This is a genomic window from Saccharopolyspora sp. MMCC62 (assembly GCF_057736575.1).
In genome coordinates, this window is sequence record NZ_JBYKCM010000006.1 from 330,147 (window position 1) to 348,216 (window position 18,070).

The following is an 18,070-nucleotide window of genomic DNA, read 5'->3' on the forward strand; positions in this document are numbered from 1 at the left end:
ATGAACGTTTCCGCACCGTCGCCGCACCGCATCATGCGGGTGGGCATGGGTTTCCAGGAGTCGAGAACTCTGCTGGCCGCCGTCGAGCTCGGGGTCTTCACCGAGCTCGCGCGCGGACCGGCCGACGGCGAGGAGTTGCGGACGCGGTTGGGCGTCGACCAGCGGGGCGCGCGGGACTTCTTCGACGCGCTCGTCGCGATGGGGTTCCTGGAACGTTCGGACGGCCGCTACCGCAACGCGCCGGATGCGGACGCTTACCTGGACCGGGCCAAACCCGCGTACCGGGAGATGGGCGGCCTGCTGGAGATGGCGAACTCCAGGTTGTACGGCATCTGGGGTGGTCTCGCGGATGCGCTGCGCACCGGTCGCGCGCAGGACGAGTCGAAGACCGAGCAGCCCGGCGCGGACACCTTCGGGGCGTTGTACGCGGACCCGGAACGCCTCGCGCAGTTCCTGGCGTCGATGACCGGCGTCAGCCACGCCGCGAACCGCCAGCTCGCCGCTCGCTTCGACTGGAGCGGCTATCGCACGGTGGCAGACCTGGGCACGGCGCAGGGCGACATGGCGGTGCAGATCCTGCTGGCGAACCCGCACCTGGACGGGATCGGTTTCGACCTGCCCGCGGTGCGGCCGGTGTTCGACGACTACGTGGCGGAGGCCGGTCTCTCCGAACGGCTGAGATTCGTCGGCGGTGACTTCTTCCAGGACGAATTCCCGTCCGCGGACGTGATCACGATGGGGCACGTGCTGCACAATTGGGACCTCGCGGGGAAGCGATTGCTGCTGGAGAAGTCCTGGCGCGCGCTCCGGCCCGGTGGTGCGGTGATCCTGTACGATTCGATGATCGACGACGGCCGGTCGGAGAACGTGTTCGCGTTGATGATGAGCCTGAACATGATGGCGGTAACCGATGGGGGATTCGGGTACACCACGGCGGAATGCCAGGAATGGCTGCGTGCGGCCGGTTTCAGTCGATCTTGGTCGCAGCACCTGATCGGGCCGGATTCGATCGTCGTCGGGATCAAGGAATGACGGCCACCGCACGGGCTTCCAATGATCCGAAAGGCGAGGAGAATCGATGAGTTCATCTGATCAGGTGACTGACACCGTCGCGTCCGCGAACCGGCGGCTGGTCCTCGAATACATCCGCATCTTCTACAACGAGAAGGACTTCGACCGCGCTCGGCCGATGCTGACCGAGGACTTCGCGAACCACCACACCGGTGTCGGCACGGGCCGGGAACGCACGATCGAGACCTTCCGCGAACAGGTCGGCGTTCCGCTGCCGGACTTCACGCTGACCGTGCTGCGTTCGATCGCCGAAGGCGACTTCGTGTGGACCTGCGGCGTCGTGCGGGCGTTCCCGGACACCCCGAGCGCGCTGGTGGTGGACATCTGGCGGGTCGAGAACGGCCGGCTCGCCGAGCACTGGGACGTGGCGCAGGGCCTGCCCTCCGACGGCACCGCCGCCGAGCTGATCGCGGAGGTGTCGTGAGCGCCACCATGTGGATGGTGACCCAGCGGTCCCTCGGCGGTCCGGAGGTGCTGGAGGTCGTGCGCGGCGACCGGCCGCACCCCGTGGTCAACGAGGTGGTGGTGCGGGTGCGGGCGGCCGGGGTGAACCCGGTCGACGCGCTCCTGCGTTCGGGTTTCCTGCGCTGGCTGGGCGAACCGCCGTTCACGCTCGGCTGGGACGTGTCCGGCGAGGTCGTGCAAGTGGCGCCCGGGGTGACCAGGTTCTCGGTGGGCGACGAGGTGTTCGGGATGCCGTGCATCCCGCACCCGGCCAACGGCTACGCGGAGTTCGTCTCGGTGCCCTCCCGGCACCTCGCCCGCAAACCCGCCGGACTCGACCACGTGCGGGCGGCTGCGCTGCCGCTCGCGGGCCTGACGGCCTGGCAGGCGCTGGTGGACACCGCCGGGGTCGGTGCGGGGGACCGGGTGCTGGTGCACGGAGGCGGTGGCGGGGTGGGCCATGTGGCCGTCCAGCTCGCGAAATCCCGCGGGGCCGAGGTGGTCACGACCGCGAGCCTCGGCAAGCACGAGTTCGTCCGCGGAATCGGTGCCGACGAGGTGATCGACTACCGGGCCGTGGACTTCGGTTCGGTGGTGGCGCCGGTGGACGTCGTGCTCGACACCGTCGGCGGTGCCACCGCGCTGCGCTCGCTCGACGTCCTCCGCCCCGGCGGCCTGCTGATCACACTCGTCGGGATGGGGGATGAGCGGTTGTTCGCGCGTGCCGCGGAGTGGGGACTGCGCTGCTCCGTGCTCACCGCGGAACCCGACCACGCCGGCCTCGCCGCGCTGGCGGACGAGGTCGACGCCGGCCGGTTGCGAGTGCACGTGGCGGAGACGGTGCCGCTGCACGATGTCGCACGGGCGCACGGGCTGATCGACGCCGGTTCCGGCGCGGGCAAGATCGTGCTGGTGATGGACTGAGCGCTTCGGCGTTTCGAGCATGCGCGAGCCGTCCGGTTCCCGGACCGCGCGTGGAGTGCTGGACCGCTCCCGCGCGCGGACCGGGAACCGCAGCAGCGGAGCTGACGAGCTCGTGCAGAATGATCTTCGACCGGGTGTCCTGCCAGCGGCGGAGCCGTCGAGCAGCTCGGGCGACCCGCGCACCGGCAGGTCCGCCGCGGGTTCCTCGGGAACGACGTCGGTTTCGCCGTGGGCGTGCGAGGTCACCGGTACGCCGCGGCGAGGAAGCCGCCAGATCGCCCGTTTCCGAACCTGTCCGGCGGGGTCGGTTTCCTGTCAGCGGCGCAGCCGCTGAGCCGACGACCGCCCGAGACACCGGGCCCGCAGCGGGTTCTCAGCGGCTTCCTCGCGAGGGCAGCGATGTCACGTGTGGCGGACCCACTCGAGAGATCGATCCCGCAGCGAGGAAGCCGCTGAGGTTCCGCTGCCCGACTACTACGCAGAAGCAGCGAGGCAGGCCGTGAGGTTCCGCTGAGCGAGCCATCGCTCAGGCCGCGATGACAGGTTCCTAGGTCGCCACGGCGGTGGGGATCGGGACTCCGGAGGCGCGGGCGAGCGCGGCGGCTTCTCCGCGGGTGCTGACGCCGAGCTTGCGGAAGATCTTCGCGACGTGGAACTTCACGGTGTGCTCGCTGACGTGCAGCTGTTCGGCGATCGCACGGTTGCGCCTGCCCAGCGCGAGCTGCCGCAGCACTTCGAGTTCGCGCGGTTTGAGCTCGCCCAGCGCGTCGTTGCGCGGGGCGTCCGGGGCGGCGAGAGGCAGCCGGGTCGTGACGATCGTCCCCCACTGGGGCACCGAATCCACGTGCAGCGTCCCGTGCAGCGCGGCCACGCGATCGGTCAGCCGGTGCACGGCGAGGGTCTCCGCGGCCAGCGTGCCGGGGCCGTCGTCCCGGATGCTGGTGCGCAGCTCGGTGTCGTCCACCTCCCAGCTGACTCGGATCCGTCCCACATCGCCCTGCTCCAGCATGGTGAGCACGGTGCCGCGCGCGGTGGTGCGGGCTGCGCGCGCGATCTCCGGCGGCAGCAGCCGATCACCGCGTTCCGGCGGCCGGAACTCCAGCGCGATGTTGCCGTACCGGGACAGCAGTCCCAGCATCTCGGTCATCCGGTCGAACGCCTCCGCGGTGGACTCCTCCGGAGGAGCCTGCTCGTCGGCGTTGTTCGCGCGCAGCTCCACCAGCGCGGACACGGCGATGTCCGTCGCGGAGCGTCGGGCACCGGCATCGTCGAGGGTGCGGGAGCGCAGTGCGCCGAGCACGGTCGTGAGCGTGGCGGCGTGCGCCTCGGTGAGGTTCGTGAGCACACGGGCGCGCTCGCTGTTGGCGAGCCACGGTCCGGTGACGTCCACCGGTACGGCCGCGGGCAGCAGTTCGATGATCCGCGCGGTGGCCAGGTCCCACAGTCGCTGGACGAGCTCGCGCACCGCCGCATCGGGTCGGCCGCCAGTGGTGAGCACGGTCAGCAGCGCCCCCGCCGAACCTTCGGGTGCGGAGGCGACCGCGAGAACGGGGCGCTCCTCGCCGGCGACCACTGCGGTGCCGCACCACGGCCGCGCCACGTCCACCCGGGTCGCCAGTGCGGCGAGTTCCGCGCTGGTCGCCGTCTCCGCGAGCTCCCGGTCCCCGCAGTTCCAGGTGGCGGATTTCGGGCAGTCACCGGTGAGCATGATCAGCGCCTGGTGCTCGACGAGCTCGGCTATCCCGTGCGACAGCGTCGGCAGGATCTCCTCGAGTGGTGCACCGGCCAAGCTCTTGGCGAGTTCCAGCGCGTGCAGCACCCGCCCCCAGTCCTCGTGTGCCATGTCTCCGAGTTTATGGAATCGGAGCGGACTGCCGAGTCCCCGTTCGGGTAGCGTTCGCTACTCCAACGGGTAGTGCTGAACGACGCCTTCTGTCCAAGCGGACGACTGCGGATGCCTGCCCACATCAAGAACAACCGTGGCTCCAGTCGGACGCGCGTAGGTGGACCGCGTCGTGCGCGAGAAGCGTGGTGCGCACACTGCTCATCCCGATCAGCGCGTTCGTGCGGACGACCGGGAAGAGATCCGCGAACACGCCGACGACCAGCGGGCCGATGCCTGCGATGGACATCGTGGTGGTGTTGAGCAGCGCGAACCCGTGTCCCCGGAGGTCGGCCGGGTGCGCCGAGTAGCCGGCTCGCGAACACGGCACGGAACCACGCGACGGCGAGCGCCCTTCGTCGTGTCCGTCGGCCACGACTTCCCGTGCGTGCGAGGCCGGTCCCGGCAGCCTCCTGACCGAGCACTCGCATGCTGGAGCAGCGGGGCACTGACTCGGCCGGGACCAGCGACCCGCGCGCAGCTCGCGCACCCGCTCGGCGATCGCCGCCGCACGGCTGGGGCGGATCCGCACTACCGCGAGGTCGGTGCCCAATGCTGAAAGCCGCTCGAGGAACCGAAGTTCGGCCTGTTCCGGGGGAGTTCCCGCGCAAATGGGGCGCCGCACACGGCGAAGCGCCAGGCGGGCTTTCTGACCGATTCGGCGAGCGCCCGTCTCGAATGCCGGATTTCGTTGGGCTTGCCGTGGAGTATCGCAACACGGATGGCGAGAGTACTGACGAACAGCAGCGCGGTGCAGATCGCGGCGATGCCGGTGAATCCGATTCGAATGGGCTTGGATGGCATGAATCGTGCGGGCTCTCAATGATCAGCAGGTGCCGTGTCCGTCGCAACTGGAACCCGAGCGTCCTGCGCAGCTCGATGCCCGGGCTCGGCGGGTTGCGGGCACGGGCACACCGTCCGGCACCGAAACCAGCGATGGGCCGTTCCGGTGATCGTTCGGCTGGGTGCGTCAATGCTCGTCCGACGTTGTGTCTCGTTGGTGGGGTGTATCGCGAGGGGAGCGGGGCGTGTGAGTATCGGGTCGGCAGGACGTCTCGGCGGGTTGGGTCAATGCGCGACCACGCAAGCGTCGAGGCAGCGCTGCTCGCTCAGCGGGCGGAATGTGTTTCGCGTTTCATGGTCGTACGTCGACGGGGGAGCACCAGGATCCGGTGTCGTCGTGTGAGTGGCAGCGGGATGCTGCTGATGCGGTGATCGACGGTCGCGGACGGGTGGTGGGCGGATCAGACCCCGGGGCGGATCCCGTCGATCAGCATGCTCACCAGCTGTTCCACGCCGACGTGCCAGCCGTCCTTCGCCAGATGTCCGCTGAGTTCCATGCCGGCGATGCCGTGCGCGCTCGACATCAGCAGCGCACCGTAGCGGCGCGCGTCCGGTTCGCCGACGATGTCGGCGACCAGGGCGAGGAACTCGTTCTCCAGGCGGCTCGCCGCTTCGGCGGCCACCGGGGTGCCGGCCGACGTGCTGAACATCAGCGCGTACCGGTGCGGTGTCCGGCGGGCGACGTCGATGAGCGCCAGCAGGGCTCGTTCGAGTCGCGCGCCCGGTTCGAAGCCCGGATCTCCCCGCAGCGCTTCCACTTCGTCGGCCAGGGAGTTCCAGGCTCCGATGGCGAGCTCGGTCAGCAGGTGTTCCTTGTTGGTGAAGTGCCCGTAGGGCGCACCGCGCGAGACGCCGGCGCTGGCGCCCACCGCGCGGAGGGTCACCGCGTCGGGCCCTCCCTCGTCGAGGAGTTCGGACGCGGCGCGGATGAGAGTGCGCCGAGTCGCTGCAGCAGCCTGGGCCCGTGTCACGAGGACGACCTTACTTGACAGCGTCATCTGAATGGGGAACGGTTGTTCATGTGACACTGTCACATCAGTTGTCCGCCGACGATGCCCGCGCGCCGCGAGCGAGCCTTCCCGTCGGCAACGTCGGATCCGGCAACGACGGCGTCGGCGCGGCCCGCACTTCGCGGCACCACACCGACCCGCTCGCGCAGCAGGCTCATCCCTACAGGAGGCATCGACTCCCATGGCACCGCCGCACGAACCGCTCCCCGACCTCGCGGGGCGCACCATCGTCGTCACCGGCACGACGTCCGGCCTCGGCCTCGCCCTGTCCGGCGCCCTGGCCAGGGCCGGTGCCCGCGTCCTGATGACCGTCCGCGACGCCGAACGCGGCGCGGCGGCCGTCGACCAGGTGCGGGACGGACTCCAGGGCCGCGGCTCGGCCGAAGCCGTCCTGCTCGACCTGGCCGATCTCGCTTCGGTCCGCACCGCCGCCGCTGACGTCCGGGACCGGACCGGCGACCGGGTGGACGTGTTGATCAACAACGCCGCCGTGTCGCTGGGCCCGCACGACCGGACTCGGGACGGGTTCGAGCTGCAGATCGGGACCAACCACCTCGGCCCGGCCGCGCTCACCTGGTTGCTGATGCCGGCGTTGCGGGCTGCGGGGAGCCCCGAGCTGCCCTCCCGGGTGGTGACGACGTCGAGCCTCGGGCACCGCACCGGCGGACTCGATCTCACCGATCCGCACTGGGATCGCCGGCGCTACTCGCCCACGCTCGCCTACGGGGCGTCGAAGCTCGCGAACCTGCTGTTCGCCGCGGAGCTCGACCGGCTGTTGCGGCTGACCGGGGACCCGGTGCTGTCCGTCGCCGCCCACCCCGGGCTGACGGCGTCCGAGCTGCTGAACAACAGCCTCAGCCGCGGCGGCACCTGGCGGGCTCGCCTGCTCGTGCTCCCGGACCGGCTCCTCTCCCAACCGGTCGCCGCCGGGATCGCGCCCCAGCTCCGCGCGGCGACCGGACCGGTGCGCGGCGGCGACTACGTGGGCCCCACCGGGCGGTTCGAGACGCGCGGCCCAGCCGGGCCCGCCCGCCGCTCGGCGGCCGCCCGCGATCCGGAGCTAGCCCGCGAGCTGTGGGAGTTCACCGCCGCCGGCACCGGCGTCGCCCCCGATCCCGAGCCGCCGATCCGCGCGTGACGTCGCCCCTGCGGACGCCGGTGCAGCCCCACCGGACCGCGGGTGGGCCACGACGAGCGCGCAGCACTGATCCCGCGCCCGCATCGACCGCCGGCCAGGCCGCCGCGGCCACCGGAGTGCTCCGCGGCGGCAGGCCCTCACGCTTCCTGCAGGAACCGGTCGAGGACGCGGACGCCGAACCGCAGCGCCTCCACCGGAACGCGTTCGTCGACACCGTGGAACAGGGCGCTGAAATCGAGTTCGGCGGGCAGCCGCAGCGGCGCGAAGCCGTAGCAGTTCATGCCGAGCCTGCTGAAGGACTTCGCATCCGTGCCGCCGGACATCATGTACGGCAACGTCTTCGCCGCCGGGTCCTCGGCGATCAGCGAGCTGCTCATCTTGTCGACCAAGCGGCCTTCGAACTTGGTCTCGACCGGCGGCAGCCCCACCCATTCCCGCTCGACGTCCGGGCCGAGCAGTTCGGCGAGCTCCCGGTCGAACGCCTCTTCGCGCCCCGGCAGGATCCGGCAGTCCACGGCGGCCTCCGCGACCGACGGGATCACGTTGTGCTTGTACCCGGCGGTGAGCATCGTCGGGTTCGCTGTGTCGCGCAGCGTCGCCCCCACGATCCGCGACAGGTTGCCCAGCTTCGCCACCGACCCGTCCAGGTCGTCGGCCGGGAAGTCCCAGCCCGTGAGCTCGGTGACGCCGTCGAGGAACTCGCGCACCGAGTCGTTCAGCACCAGCGGGAACCGGTGCCGCCCCAGCTTCGCGACGGCCTCGGCGAGCTGGGTGACCGCGTTGTCGTCGTGCACCATCGACCCGTGCCCGGCCCGCGCGCGCGTCCGCAGCTTGAGCCAGCGGATGCCCTTCTCCGCGGTCTGCACCAGGTAGGCGCGCACCCCGTCCTGGAAGGTCACCGAATAGCCGCCGACCTCGCTGATCGCCTCGGTGCAGCCCTCGAACAGCTCCGGGCGGTGATCCGCCAGCCACTGCGCGCCCTGCAGCCCACCGGCCTCCTCGTCCGCGAGGAACGCGAACACGATGTCCCGCTTCGGCGTGATCCCGTCCCGCTTGAACCGGCGCGCGACGGCCAGGCTCATCGCCAGCATGTCCTTCATGTCCACCGCGCCGCGGCCCCACACGTAGCCGTCCTGCACCGCGCCCGAGAACGGGTGCACCGACCACTCCGAGGCGTCCGCGGGCACCACGTCCAAGTGCCCGTGCACCAGCAGTCCACCCCGATCCGAGCCCGACCCCGGCAGCCGCGCGATCACGTTCCCGCGGCCCGGGTGATCACCCGACTCCACGTAGGTCGTCTCGTACCCGACCTCCGCCAGCTTCCCCGCGACGTACTCGGCGGCCACCCGCTCACCCGCGAGCGTCGCCGGATCGCCCGTGTTCGTCGTATCGATCCGGATCAGCTCGCTCGCCAGCTCGACGACCTCGTCCTCGGCCAGCCGCAGGCCCGCCCCATGATCGTCCGCAGCGGTCTCCATATGCTCGTTCACCAGGCCTTTCTATCACTCCGAACCCCTACAGGGGGGTGGGTCCCAAGCCCTGAAATCGATCAGCTAATCTAGTGTCACAACAGAACGGAGCCGCCGAGGAACACAGGCGGCGCTGAGGCGTCCGAGTGGCGGAATGGCAGACGCGCTAGCTTGAGGTGCTAGTGCCCTATTAATGGGCGTGGGGGTTCAAGTCCCCCCTCGGACACGCGCACTAACCACACGTGGCGAGATCGTAGCTTCTACGACTCGCGCGTGTGGTTCGTGCTTTAAGCGGAGTTGCAGGCTGTTGTAGACCTTGCTCAGGGTCTCCGGCTTGCCGTCCGCCAAGGCGGCCCCACGTCCCCGAGCACATCGATCACCGCGTAGATCTCCCCGTCGGTCAGCGTCCGGCGCGCCGTCCAGCTCGGCTCGTGCGGATGCTCGTTCGGCTTGTGTCCGCGACCTCGACGCCGAGCGGATCGTCAAGCACGGCCAGCGGATGCGAGCCGATTTCATCAGTCAAGCTGGTCACCTCCCTCAGCCCCGTGCAGGGTCTTTGCCCCTGTCGGTTCGACCGGTGTGGCACGCAGTGCGCGGCAGGTATGCGGGGTGAGCTCCGGAAGTCCGGAGCGGCGCTCCCCGGCGTATCACCGGTCGCTCTGCGCGGAACCGAGACCGGGCAGAAACCCCGATCACCGCGGCACTTCCGTTCGGTCGCCGCACACCGCGAGCGGGAACGCGCAGCCGGGCCGGCGGGCGCAGGCGCACTCCCGCTCGGCCGATGCGCTCGAAAACGACCTCACGACGCCGTTCGGTGAGAAGATGACCACGAACACGTACCAGCATCCGGTCGGGCAGGAGCCCCGCACCGCGGAGGGGCTGCCTCGGGCGGTCGGGTGCCCGGGGCGGGACCGGCTACCGTTCGCCGCCGGCGCGGTCCCGGTTCAGGTGCCGGGCGAAGAACCGGCCTGCGGCGTCGTCCGCGAAGTACGGGACGCCGGTGTGCCCTCCCGTGTTGGCGTGCAACGTCTTCTCGGTGGAGCTGAAGGCGTCGAACAGGTCCAGGGCCGCCCGGCGGTCGTTCCCCTCGTCGTCCCACTGCAGGAGGACGTGCAGCGGGATGGTGACTCGGTGGGCCTCCTCGAACATGACGCGGGGGATGAAGCTCCCGGCGAACAGCACGGCGGCGGAGATGCGCGGCTCGACCACCGCCAGCCGGGTTCCGATGGAGATCACTCCTCCCGAATAGCCGACCGGGCCGCCGATCTCGGGCAGTGCCAGGAGGGCGTCCAGGGCGGCCTGACATTCGGGGACCGCTTGGTCGACGAGGGGGAGGATGAGGGCATCGATGATCTCGTCGGAGATCGGCTCGGCGGCGTCCACCGCGCGGCGCAGGTCGGCGAGGGCCTGTTCGGCGGCGGGCGAACGGGGCCGGTCGCCGCGTCCGGGGAGTTCGATGGTGGCGGTGGCGAAGCCGTCCGCCGCCGCGTGCCGGGCCCGGGCCACCAGGCGGGGGTACGCCGTGCGTAGTCCGACCGGAGGCGGGCTGAGCAGGATCAACGGCGCCGGCGCCGGCCTGGAGGTCCACAGGATGCCGGGGACCTCGCCGAGGGCGAACTCGCGTTCGCGGACGCCGTCGTCGAGGAGCTGCTCGGAGGTGAAGTGCATGGTCGTGCCTCTCGGGAGTGCGTAGGAAACGGCGCTCCCGGGCGACCTGCTATCGCCCGGCCGTGAACCCGGAGGGGAGCACCCACGTCGATGTCGCCTGCACGGGTACCACCTCCTCGACCTCTCGCCACGGCGCCGGAAACGTAGCAGTGGACGCCGCGGTTCCACCAACGGGTTTTCGGGTGTCCGGCCGCCGCAGGCGCCAGCGGCTCATCGATCGGGCGATCACGACGACCGGTACCGCGGTCGGCCGCTGTTCCGGGACAGGATGCCGTCGACAGGCCGACTCGTCGTTGCGAGATCAGGGGGAACGCACCCGACGGCCGGATTGGTTCGTCGGGGTGTCGGGGGGATCCGTTCGGGGCATTTCGTCCCTGTTCGGGGTCGAGGGCTGGCAACATCGGCGCATGGGTGCGATCAACTCCGGTCCGAAGCTCGCCACCGTGCTGCGACGCCCTTTCCGCTGCGTGGTGTGCGAGTACGCGTTGTTCTGGTCCCGGCAGATCAAGATGAACACCGGTGGTGCCGAGTTCCTCGATCTCGCGTGGGCGAACCGGTCGGCCACGGGTCTGATCTGCGCTCGGTGCGGGTACGTGCACGAGTTCGCGGGCCGCAAGCGCCCGGAGCTGTGGACCGAGCGGAAGGGCTATCCGGAGGCCGACGCGGGCTAGTCAGTCCACTGTGGACTCGTGGTGCGGTCCTTCGGAGGCCTGCAGCGCGCCGGGCCGCAGCCGGTCGCGGCCCCAGCTGCGCTCGACGTAGCCGATGATCCGCTGGACGTCCTCGGCGGGGACGCGCTCCGGTTCGCCGCGTTCGAGCGGGTCCACGTGGAAGATGTAGACGCGGGAGGCGAACTGGTCGAACGGCAGCGATGCCTCCCCGAACCGCTCGCCGTGCCCGGTGGTGGACACGACGACCCCGTCGCCCCAGTCCTGCCCGCTGTCGTTGTTGGGGTTGAAGAAGTACACCCGCACGACGTCCTGCGGATCCGGTGCGACGCGCAGGATGGTGATGGCGTGCCAGCCGATGTAGCGGGCCGCGCTGTCGGTGACGGCGATCCCGGCGGGCTGCGGGTGGATCAGCGGCCGTCCGCCGTTGTAGCCCGGGTGGTAGCCGGCGTGGAAGCGGCGCAGGAACTCGTCCAGGTCCACCAGGTTCCCGGTCGCCACGTCCACGTTGATCCAGAACCCGCGGGCCGCCCACCAGCCGTGGAACTCGGGGTTGACCCAGCGGTGCGGGTCGCCGGGGCGGTCGGCGCAGCGGCGGCCCATCTCGGCGTAGATCCGGTCCAGGTGCGGCACCACGACCAGTGACACCGGGTCCAGGTCGACCGGCAGCGTCTTGGCGACTCCGCCCGCGCTGTCCCGCGACGACACCGGGCTGCCCTCGAAGTGCATGGTGATCTCGTCGTCCCGCGCCGCCCACACGACCAGCTGCAGCAGGTAGTCGGGGTCGTTGTACGCCCACATCGACAGCGCGCGGGCGGACTGGCAGGTCGGGTTGTCGCCCTGCCCGACGCCGAGCGGCTGGCCCAGCATCGAGATCACCCCGGCGGTCAGCCGCGCCACCGGACCCGGCTGGTCGCCGAAGACGGCGGTCAGGCGGTCCCGGGCGACGGGGGAGAGCTCCAGGGACAGCTGCCGCCACAGCGCGGGCTCCACCGGCGCCTCGTGCAGCACGCCGCGGTCCAGCAGCAGCGCGAGCCCGTAGACGCACTGCGCCGTCTGCGGGTGCACGGCGTCCTCGATCAGCCGGTGCACCAGGTCGCGGTAGCGCAGCAGGCAGGTGCGGCCGATGTCGGAGAGCCCCAGCGCCTCCGGGACCAGGTAGTCGCTGCCGCGCAGCAGGAACCGCAGCAGTTCGGCGTGGTACGGCGAGACCAGCCCGGTGTCGTGCATGGCCCGCGCGAACCCGCTGGCCTCGTACTGCAGGGCGCTGGTGTCCATCGCCTCCAGCCGTTCCCGGAACACCTCGACCCCGGGATCGTCCCGGCACGCCTCGGTGGTGCCGAACAGGCTGGTGATCAGCCGGTCCAGGCCCTGCGCGGAGGTGGCGCCGAAGTCGACGTCGGGATCGCTGCGGTAGATGGAGATCCGGGTGATCAGCGACTGCACCTGCTCGACCTGGATGGGCCGCTGGCGCAGGATGCGCCAGATCTCGTCGACCAGTTCGCCCAGCACGCTGTCGTAGCCGATGCCGTCGGCGAGGTACTGGAACAGGTCGCGGATCAGCTGCGCGTTCCGCCCCTGCCGGGTGCGCTCCGCCTCGTTGGGCGGGGTGAACAGCAGGTCCAGGTTCATCGCCAGCACCTGGGAGAGGAACTGGTGCGCGTCGTCGGCGGAGAACGACGGGTGGGCGTACTCGCCGCGCGCGACGGCGAGCAGCCGCAGCTCGCTGGTCGCCTCCAGCACCAGCGTGTCCGCGTTCTCGCAGCGCAGTCCCGGCCCGGCCAGCGCCGGGATGAGGATCTCGGGCGAGGACCAGTCGGTGCCGTCGAACAACCCGGCCTCGTCGAGCGCCTGCGCGCGGGCCTGGACCGCCGCCGCACCGCCCGGTTGCCGCAGGACCCGCCGCAGCGCTTCCAGCACCCGGCGCAGCTTCGCCGGTTTGCCGAAGGCACGGGTCTCGGACAGGGCGCGGACGGCGTCGTCGAGCGAACCGACGCGCCGGTCCAGCGTCGTCGGCGCACCTGCGGCGTCGGCGGTCGGTTCCACGGGTCTCTCCCTGCGAGGCCTCCCGCGTGCGCGGAGACCTCAGACGTAGAAGTCGAGTTCTTCCTGCTGCTTCAACAGGTCGCGCATCCGGTGCGGGTCGTCCCCGAAGAAGTACACCAGGCCCCAGTGGTTGCCGAACGCGGTCCGCTTGGTCACGGTCTCCTCCGGTGGGGCCGTCAGATCGTGGGACTCATAGTAGTCGTCGTCCTCGGTCTCCTCCGGCAGTTGGAGTTCGCTGACGACGCGGCGCCGCGGGTACACCCCGAAGCACCCGGCCACGCCGGTGGCGTCCACGACCTCGCGCGGGAAGAAATCGCTGATCTCCTCCTCGGTGGTCTTCGGGTCGAACGCCAGCGCCAGCCCCTGGTAGGCGTTGAACCCGTAGGCCCGCTCCAGCAGCTCGAAGACCCGGAACCCCGGTGGCCGGTAGGCGACCTCGCCGAAGTACATTTCGCCGTCGCTGGTGACGAAGTACTCGGGGTGCACGAAGCCGAACTCGATGTCGAAGGCCTTGATCAGCTTCTCGACCTGCTCGGTGATCTGCGGCCGGAACCGCTCCAGCGCGGGCGTCGCCGGGACGAACACGGAGTACCCGAGCGTGACGTACTCGGAGATGTTCAGGAACATGATCTTCCCGTTGTGGATCCACGCCTCGACGGCGAACTCCCAGCCGTCCAGGTGCGATTCCATCAGGACGGGGAACTCCTCGTCCGGGATCGCGTCGATCTCGTCCGGGGTGCGGATGACCCGGTGCCCGAGGCAACCGGCCTTGTCGAAGGCCTTGATGTGGATCGGATCGTTCGGGTCGCCGTCGAGCTTGAGCAGCGTCTGGTTGACCCGCTTGAGGAATCTGATCACGTCGTCCCGGTCGTGCGCCTCCTCGAAGATCCCCACCCGGATGCCGCCGAGCTGGGCGCGCCGCTTCATCAACGCCTTGTCCCGCAACAACATCGCCTGGCCCAGCAGCCGCGGGTTGTCCAGCAGCACCGAGTTGATCGCCCCGGCCCACTCCACGGTCTCCTCGAACAGCGGGATCGCCACGTCGACGCCGCGGTCCTGCAACAGCTCCGCGATCTCCATCGAGCGGTCGTTGAGCCGCTCGAAGTTCCAGCGCAGGTAGGGGATGTCGTGCTCGGCGCAGTACTCCTCCGCCCAGTCCGGGGCGACGACCACGTACCTCCGGTCGAACCGGTCGAGGGCTTCCACCGCGTTCAGGCTCCAGCCGAGGAGCGCGACATACCCCTTGTCCGGGTCCTTGGTGGCAGATTCGGGCTTCGGCATGGACCGTCCCTCCATCTGGGCTCGTCGAGTTTCCCGACGTGGAACAACGGTAGTCGTGAATCTCGCGGCGCCGAACCGGCGAACGTGCCCCCGTGCGGGTCCGTCCGGCGGAGCGAAGTGCGGCGTTCGGTGCAGTCCGCGGTGCTACCGCGGCTCGCGGCGGTCGATCACGCGGCGCAGCTTCCCCACCGAGCGCTCCAGCGAATCCGGTTCGAGGATCTCGACGCCGACGGAGATCCCGACGCCGTCCTTGACCCGCGCCCCGATCTCCCGGGCGGCCGCGGCGCGCTGGTCGGCGTCGATGCCGTCCAGGCCCTCGACGCGCACCGTCAGCCGGTCCATCCGGTCGTGGCGGGTCAGCTGGAGCTGGAAGTGCGGGGACAGGCCGTCGACGTCGAGCACGATCTCCTCGATCTGGGTCGGGAACACGTTCACCCCGCGCAGGATGATCATGTCGTCGCTGCGGCCGGCGATCCGGTCCATCCGGCGGAACGACGGGCGCGCGGTGCCCGGGCGCAGCGCGGTGAGGTCGCGGGTGCGGTAGCGGATGACCGGCATGGCCTGCTTGGTCAGCGAGGTGAACAGCAGCTCGCCGGTGTCGCCGTCGGGCAGCACGTCGCCGTCGATCGGGTCGACGACCTCCGGGTAGAAGTGGTCCTCCCAGACGTGCAGGCCGTCCTTGCTCTCCACGCACTCCTGCGCCACGCCGGGCCCCATGATCTCGGAGAGCCCGTAGATGTCGACGGCGTCGAGGTCCATCCGCTCCTCGATCTCGCGGCGCATCTGCTCGGTCCACGGTTCGGCGCCGAAGATGCCGATGCGCGGCGAGCTGGTGCGGGGATCGATGCCCTGGCGCTCGAACTCGTCGAGCAGCGTCAGCATGTACGAGGAGGTCACCATGATGACCTCGGGCTGGAAGTCGGTGATGAGCTGCACCTGGCGCGCCGTCATGCCGCCGGAGGCGGGGATCACCGTGCAGCCGAGCTTCTCGGCGCCGTAGTGCGCGCCGAGCCCGCCGGTGAACAGGCCGTAGCCGTAGGAGTTGTGCACCTTGTGCCCCGGCCGCCCTCCCGCGGCGAAGATCGAGCGGGCCAGCACCGTCGCCCAGGTGTCGAGGTCCTGCTCGGTGTAGCCGACCACGGTCGGCTTCCCGGTGGTGCCGGAGGAGGCGTGCAGGCGGCGCACGCGGTCCTGCGGCACGGCGAACATGCCGAACGGGTACTCGTCCCGCAGGTCCTGCTTGGTGGTGCACGGGAACTTCGCCAGGTCGGCGAGTTCCCGGCAGTCGTCCGGGTGCACGTCCGCTTCGTCGAACCTGCGGCGGTAGAACGGCACGTTCTCGTAGGCGTGCCGCAGCGTCCACCGCAGCCGGTCCAGCTGCCGGGCGCGCAGTTCGTCGACGCTCAGGCGCTCGTCGGGGGTGAGGTCGGCGAGACGCGGTGCGGGACCGAGACGCGGCACGGCACCGGAGCGCGGGGCGGCACCGGAGCGGTCGGCGCCGGAATCGGCGGTCGCGGGGCGGGGTGCGGTGGTCCTGCCGGGCGTGGTGGTCATGGAATCCCTTGGCTGCCGAGGTCTCGCGAAGCGGGCCGCACGTCCCGCCGAGGTGGGGGTCCGCGGCGCCGCGGCCTTGAAAACCGACCGAATGGACGGTAAGTAATGTGAGCTCAGTAAAAGCGGCGCGGGCGCCGGATGTCAAGGGAGCACGAGCGCGGAAGTCCGCGCGGCGCAACGGGTTCGCGGCGCCCGCCGCGAGGTCGCAGGAGCGGGACCGGTCCGCCCGGTTCCGGGAACGGAGGTGGTCGTGCAGGACGTCCAGGGAGCTCCCCGCGAGGTCGGGGTGATCGGCGGTGGCCGGATGGGAGCGGGCATCGCCCAGGTCTTCGCTACCGGCGGCGCCCGGGTCTCGGTCGTCGAGAACGGTGCGGCGGCCGCCGAAGCCGCCCGCGCGCGGCTGGCCGACGGGCTGGCCAAGGCCGCCGAGCGCGGCAAGCTCGCCGAGGACCCGGAGGCGGTCCTGGTGCGCGTGTCCGTCGTCGACGGCATCGATCGGCTCCCGGCGGACGCGGACCTGGTCGTGGAGGCGGTGCCGGAGCTGGCGGACCTGAAGGTCGGCGTGCTGGCCGCGGCCGAGGCCGTCCTCGGCGAGCGCACCGTGCTGGCCAGCAACACCAGTTCGCTGCCGATCACCGAACTCGGCGCCGCGCTGCGCGTCCCGTCCCGGTTCCTCGGCATGCACTTCTTCAACCCCGTGCCCGCGTCGAAGCTGGTCGAAGTGGTGCACGCGCCGGACACCGCAGGCGAGGTGGTGCAGCAGGTGCGCGAGTGGGTCCGGGGGCTGGGGAAGGCCGACGTGGTCGTGCGCGACTCGCCCGGGTTCGCCACCAGCAGGCTGGGCGTGCTGCTGGGGCTGGAGGCGGTCCGGATGCTGGAGGAGGGCGTCGCGGACGCGGCGGCGATCGACGCCGCGATGGAACTGGGCTACCGGCACCCGATGGGACCGCTGCGCTCGACCGACCTGGTCGGCCTCGACGTCCGGCTCGCCATCGCCGAGCACCTGCGCGGCGCGTTGGGGGAGCGGTTCGCGCCACCGCGACTGCTGCGCGACAAGGTCGCGGCGGGTGAGCTGGGGCGCAAGACGGGGCGCGGTTTCCACAACTGGGACTAGGAGCTGTTTAGGAATTGGTTTTGGTGAGGTCGCGGAGCCAGATGTTGATGGTGGCGATGTGCACGGTGGCTTCGTAGCGGACGGCGAGTTTGTCGTATCGGCTGGCCACGGCGCGGTGGTGTTTGAGCCGGTTGATCCCGCACTCCACGGCGTGGCGCCGGCGATAGGTCTTGGAGTCGAAAGCGGGGGGCCGGCCTCCGGCCGGGCCTCGGGCGCGGCGGTGGGCGGCTTGGTCTTTCGGGATCGGGATCGTTGCCATGATCTTGCGTTGACGCAGGTAGGAACGGTTCGCGCGGGAGGAGTAGGCCTTGTCCGCCAGTACCCTCTCCGGGCGAGTACGCGGGCGTCCGCGGGTACGTGTCACCCGAATCGCGTCCAGCACAGCGGCCATCTGAGGATTATCGGCGCGTTGACCAGCAGTGATCAGTATCGATAGTGGCTTGCGGTCTTGTTCACAGGCCAGGTGGATCTTCGTGGTGAACCCACCACGGGACCGCCCCAGGGCGTGATCGGCCGGTTCATCACCGGGAGGTTCGACCTGCTCATCAGGCCGACGGCGAGCTCCGGCGGCGTGCTGGTGAGCCCGGTTGATCGTGGAATCCACCGACACCTGCCAATCGATCAACCCTGCCTGATCCGCCCACGCCCGCAGCACCGAGAGAATCCAGGGCCACACGCCCGCACGCTGCCAGCGACGAAACAACTGGTAGATCGACTGCCAATGCCCATAGCGTTCCGGTACGTCCCGCCACGGAGCACCGACCCGCACCCGCCACCGGACCCCATTGAGCAACTGCCGCCGAGTCCACTTCGGACGACGCCCCACCACCGGCCGAGGCGGCAACACACGCCGCAACATCGCCCATTGCCGATCCGTCAGATCCTGACGCGCGCCAACCGATACGCTTCCCACCGAGGTCTCCGGATAGATGTCGATCTTCTTGGTCGTTGATCCATC

General features: G+C 70.4%; 17 protein-coding genes and 1 tRNA gene. 7 read left to right on the top strand and 11 right to left on the bottom strand.

Annotated elements, in window-relative coordinates; genetic code table 11:
• From AC29IT_RS16990 to AC29IT_RS17000, 3 genes are read left to right on the top strand one after another with little or no spacing between them, the layout of a single operon-like run.
• The gene (locus AC29IT_RS16990; protein ID WP_488219369.1) at window positions 1-1,032 is read left to right on the top strand and encodes a methyltransferase; all 1,032 of its coding nucleotides are present in this window, start codon (window positions 1-3) and stop codon (window positions 1,030-1,032) included.
• A 46-nt stretch (window positions 1,033-1,078) separates the two neighbouring features.
• Window positions 1,079-1,495, top strand: coding sequence for a nuclear transport factor 2 family protein (locus AC29IT_RS16995; protein WP_488219370.1), 417 nt, complete (start codon window positions 1,079-1,081; stop codon window positions 1,493-1,495).
• Window positions 1,496-1,503: 8 nt separating this feature from the next.
• Window positions 1,504-2,439 (top strand): NADP-dependent oxidoreductase, encoded by a 936-nt coding sequence (locus tag AC29IT_RS17000; RefSeq protein WP_488219423.1) that lies wholly within the window; start codon window positions 1,504-1,506, stop codon window positions 2,437-2,439.
• A gap of 547 nt (window positions 2,440-2,986) precedes the next feature.
• Here AC29IT_RS17000 and AC29IT_RS17005 read toward each other — a convergent pair.
• The 5 genes from AC29IT_RS17005 to AC29IT_RS17025 all read right to left on the bottom strand — a co-directional run bounded on the left by AC29IT_RS17005 (window position 2,987) and on the right by AC29IT_RS17025 (window position 6,332).
• Window positions 2,987-4,282 carry a helix-turn-helix transcriptional regulator gene (locus tag AC29IT_RS17005; protein WP_488219371.1) on the bottom strand — a complete coding sequence of 432 codons (1,296 nt, stop codon included), beginning with the start codon at window positions 4,280-4,282 and terminating at the stop codon, window positions 2,987-2,989.
• A gap of 124 nt (window positions 4,283-4,406) precedes the next feature.
• On the bottom strand, window positions 4,407-4,697 hold the full coding sequence (locus tag AC29IT_RS17010; protein WP_488219372.1) for a hypothetical protein: 291 nt from the start codon (window positions 4,695-4,697) through the stop codon (window positions 4,407-4,409).
• 155 nt (window positions 4,698-4,852) lie between these two features.
• Window positions 4,853-5,125 (bottom strand): DUF4231 domain-containing protein, encoded by a 273-nt coding sequence (locus AC29IT_RS17015; RefSeq protein ID WP_488219373.1) that lies wholly within the window; start codon window positions 5,123-5,125, stop codon window positions 4,853-4,855.
• Between the two features lie 440 nt (window positions 5,126-5,565).
• A complete protein-coding gene (locus AC29IT_RS17020; protein ID WP_488219374.1) occupies window positions 5,566-6,162 on the bottom strand; it encodes a TetR/AcrR family transcriptional regulator in 597 nt (198 codons plus the stop codon).
• 32 nt (window positions 6,163-6,194) lie between these two features.
• A complete protein-coding gene (locus AC29IT_RS17025) occupies window positions 6,195-6,332 on the bottom strand; it encodes a hypothetical protein (RefSeq protein WP_488219375.1) in 138 nt (45 codons plus the stop codon).
• A gap of 23 nt (window positions 6,333-6,355) precedes the next feature.
• On the opposite strand from AC29IT_RS17025, the gene AC29IT_RS17030 reads away from it, so the two are divergent.
• Window positions 6,356-7,312, top strand: a complete 957-nt coding sequence (locus AC29IT_RS17030) for an SDR family NAD(P)-dependent oxidoreductase (RefSeq protein WP_488219376.1) — start codon at window positions 6,356-6,358, stop codon at window positions 7,310-7,312.
• Window positions 7,313-7,449: 137 nt separating this feature from the next.
• On the opposite strand, the gene AC29IT_RS17035 is transcribed toward AC29IT_RS17030, so the two are convergent.
• Window positions 7,450-8,790: a M20/M25/M40 family metallo-hydrolase gene (locus AC29IT_RS17035; RefSeq protein ID WP_488219424.1), complete on the bottom strand. Its 1,341-nt coding sequence runs from the start codon at window positions 8,788-8,790 to the stop codon at window positions 7,450-7,452.
• A 131-nt stretch (window positions 8,791-8,921) separates the two neighbouring features.
• On the opposite strand from AC29IT_RS17035, the gene AC29IT_RS17040 reads away from it, so the two are divergent.
• Window positions 8,922-9,007 (top strand) — tRNA-Leu (locus AC29IT_RS17040).
• Window positions 9,008-9,696: 689 nt separating this feature from the next.
• Here AC29IT_RS17040 and AC29IT_RS17045 read toward each other — a convergent pair.
• Window positions 9,697-10,449, bottom strand: a complete 753-nt coding sequence (locus tag AC29IT_RS17045) for a dienelactone hydrolase family protein (RefSeq protein ID WP_488219377.1) — start codon at window positions 10,447-10,449, stop codon at window positions 9,697-9,699.
• Between the two features lie 407 nt (window positions 10,450-10,856).
• On the opposite strand from AC29IT_RS17045, the gene AC29IT_RS17050 reads away from it, so the two are divergent.
• Entirely contained in the window at window positions 10,857-11,120 is a 264-nt protein-coding gene (locus tag AC29IT_RS17050) for a hypothetical protein (protein ID WP_358435626.1), read from the top strand.
• Here the strand turns inward: AC29IT_RS17050 and AC29IT_RS17055 are convergent, their stop codons facing one another.
• The 3 genes from AC29IT_RS17055 to paaK form a co-directional block, all read right to left on the bottom strand.
• A complete protein-coding gene (locus AC29IT_RS17055) occupies window positions 11,121-13,163 on the bottom strand; it encodes a hypothetical protein (RefSeq protein ID WP_488219378.1) in 2,043 nt (680 codons plus the stop codon). It abuts the gene before it with no gap.
• A 39-nt stretch (window positions 13,164-13,202) separates the two neighbouring features.
• Window positions 13,203-14,444: an ATP-grasp domain-containing protein gene (locus tag AC29IT_RS17060; protein ID WP_358435631.1), complete on the bottom strand. Its 1,242-nt coding sequence runs from the start codon at window positions 14,442-14,444 to the stop codon at window positions 13,203-13,205.
• A 144-nt stretch (window positions 14,445-14,588) separates the two neighbouring features.
• Window positions 14,589-15,998 carry a phenylacetate--CoA ligase PaaK gene (paaK, locus tag AC29IT_RS17065; protein WP_358435634.1) on the bottom strand — a complete coding sequence of 470 codons (1,410 nt, stop codon included), beginning with the start codon at window positions 15,996-15,998 and terminating at the stop codon, window positions 14,589-14,591.
• A 250-nt stretch (window positions 15,999-16,248) separates the two neighbouring features.
• Between paaK and AC29IT_RS17070 the strand changes: the two genes are divergently transcribed.
• The gene (locus tag AC29IT_RS17070) at window positions 16,249-17,112 is read left to right on the top strand and encodes a 3-hydroxyacyl-CoA dehydrogenase family protein (protein WP_358435637.1); all 864 of its coding nucleotides are present in this window, start codon (window positions 16,249-16,251) and stop codon (window positions 17,110-17,112) included.
• A gap of 7 nt (window positions 17,113-17,119) precedes the next feature.
• On the opposite strand, the gene AC29IT_RS17075 is transcribed toward AC29IT_RS17070, so the two are convergent.
• Window positions 17,120-18,025 (bottom strand): IS5 family transposase, encoded by a 906-nt coding sequence (locus AC29IT_RS17075; protein ID WP_358447186.1) that lies wholly within the window; start codon window positions 18,023-18,025, stop codon window positions 17,120-17,122.
• Between the last annotated feature and the right edge of the window lie 45 nt (window positions 18,026-18,070).

Bases quoted from the DNA above. Each gene is read 5' to 3' on its own strand.
- AC29IT_RS16990 (WP_488219369.1), top strand. From the start codon at position 1: ATGAACGTTTCCGCACCGTCGCCGCACCGCATCATGCGGGTGGGCATG.
- AC29IT_RS16995 (WP_488219370.1), top strand. From the start codon at position 1,079: ATGAGTTCATCTGATCAGGTGACTGACACCGTCGCGTCCGCGAACCGG.
- AC29IT_RS17000 (WP_488219423.1), top strand. From the start codon at position 1,504: ATGTGGATGGTGACCCAGCGGTCCCTCGGCGGTCCGGAGGTGCTGGAG.
- AC29IT_RS17005 (WP_488219371.1), bottom strand. From the start codon at position 4,282: ATGGCACACGAGGACTGGGGGCGGGTGCTGCACGCGCTGGAACTCGCC.
- AC29IT_RS17015 (WP_488219373.1), bottom strand. From the start codon at position 5,125: ATGCCATCCAAGCCCATTCGAATCGGATTCACCGGCATCGCCGCGATC.
- AC29IT_RS17020 (WP_488219374.1), bottom strand. From the start codon at position 6,162: ATGACGCTGTCAAGTAAGGTCGTCCTCGTGACACGGGCCCAGGCTGCT.
- AC29IT_RS17025 (WP_488219375.1), bottom strand. From the start codon at position 6,332: ATGAGCCTGCTGCGCGAGCGGGTCGGTGTGGTGCCGCGAAGTGCGGGC.
- AC29IT_RS17030 (WP_488219376.1), top strand. From the start codon at position 6,356: ATGGCACCGCCGCACGAACCGCTCCCCGACCTCGCGGGGCGCACCATC.
- AC29IT_RS17035 (WP_488219424.1), bottom strand. From the start codon at position 8,790: ATGGAGACCGCTGCGGACGATCATGGGGCGGGCCTGCGGCTGGCCGAG.
- AC29IT_RS17045 (WP_488219377.1), bottom strand. From the start codon at position 10,449: ATGCACTTCACCTCCGAGCAGCTCCTCGACGACGGCGTCCGCGAACGC.
- AC29IT_RS17050 (WP_358435626.1), top strand. From the start codon at position 10,857: ATGGGTGCGATCAACTCCGGTCCGAAGCTCGCCACCGTGCTGCGACGC.
- AC29IT_RS17060 (WP_358435631.1), bottom strand. From the start codon at position 14,444: ATGCCGAAGCCCGAATCTGCCACCAAGGACCCGGACAAGGGGTATGTC.
- paaK (WP_358435634.1), bottom strand. From the start codon at position 15,998: ATGACCACCACGCCCGGCAGGACCACCGCACCCCGCCCCGCGACCGCC.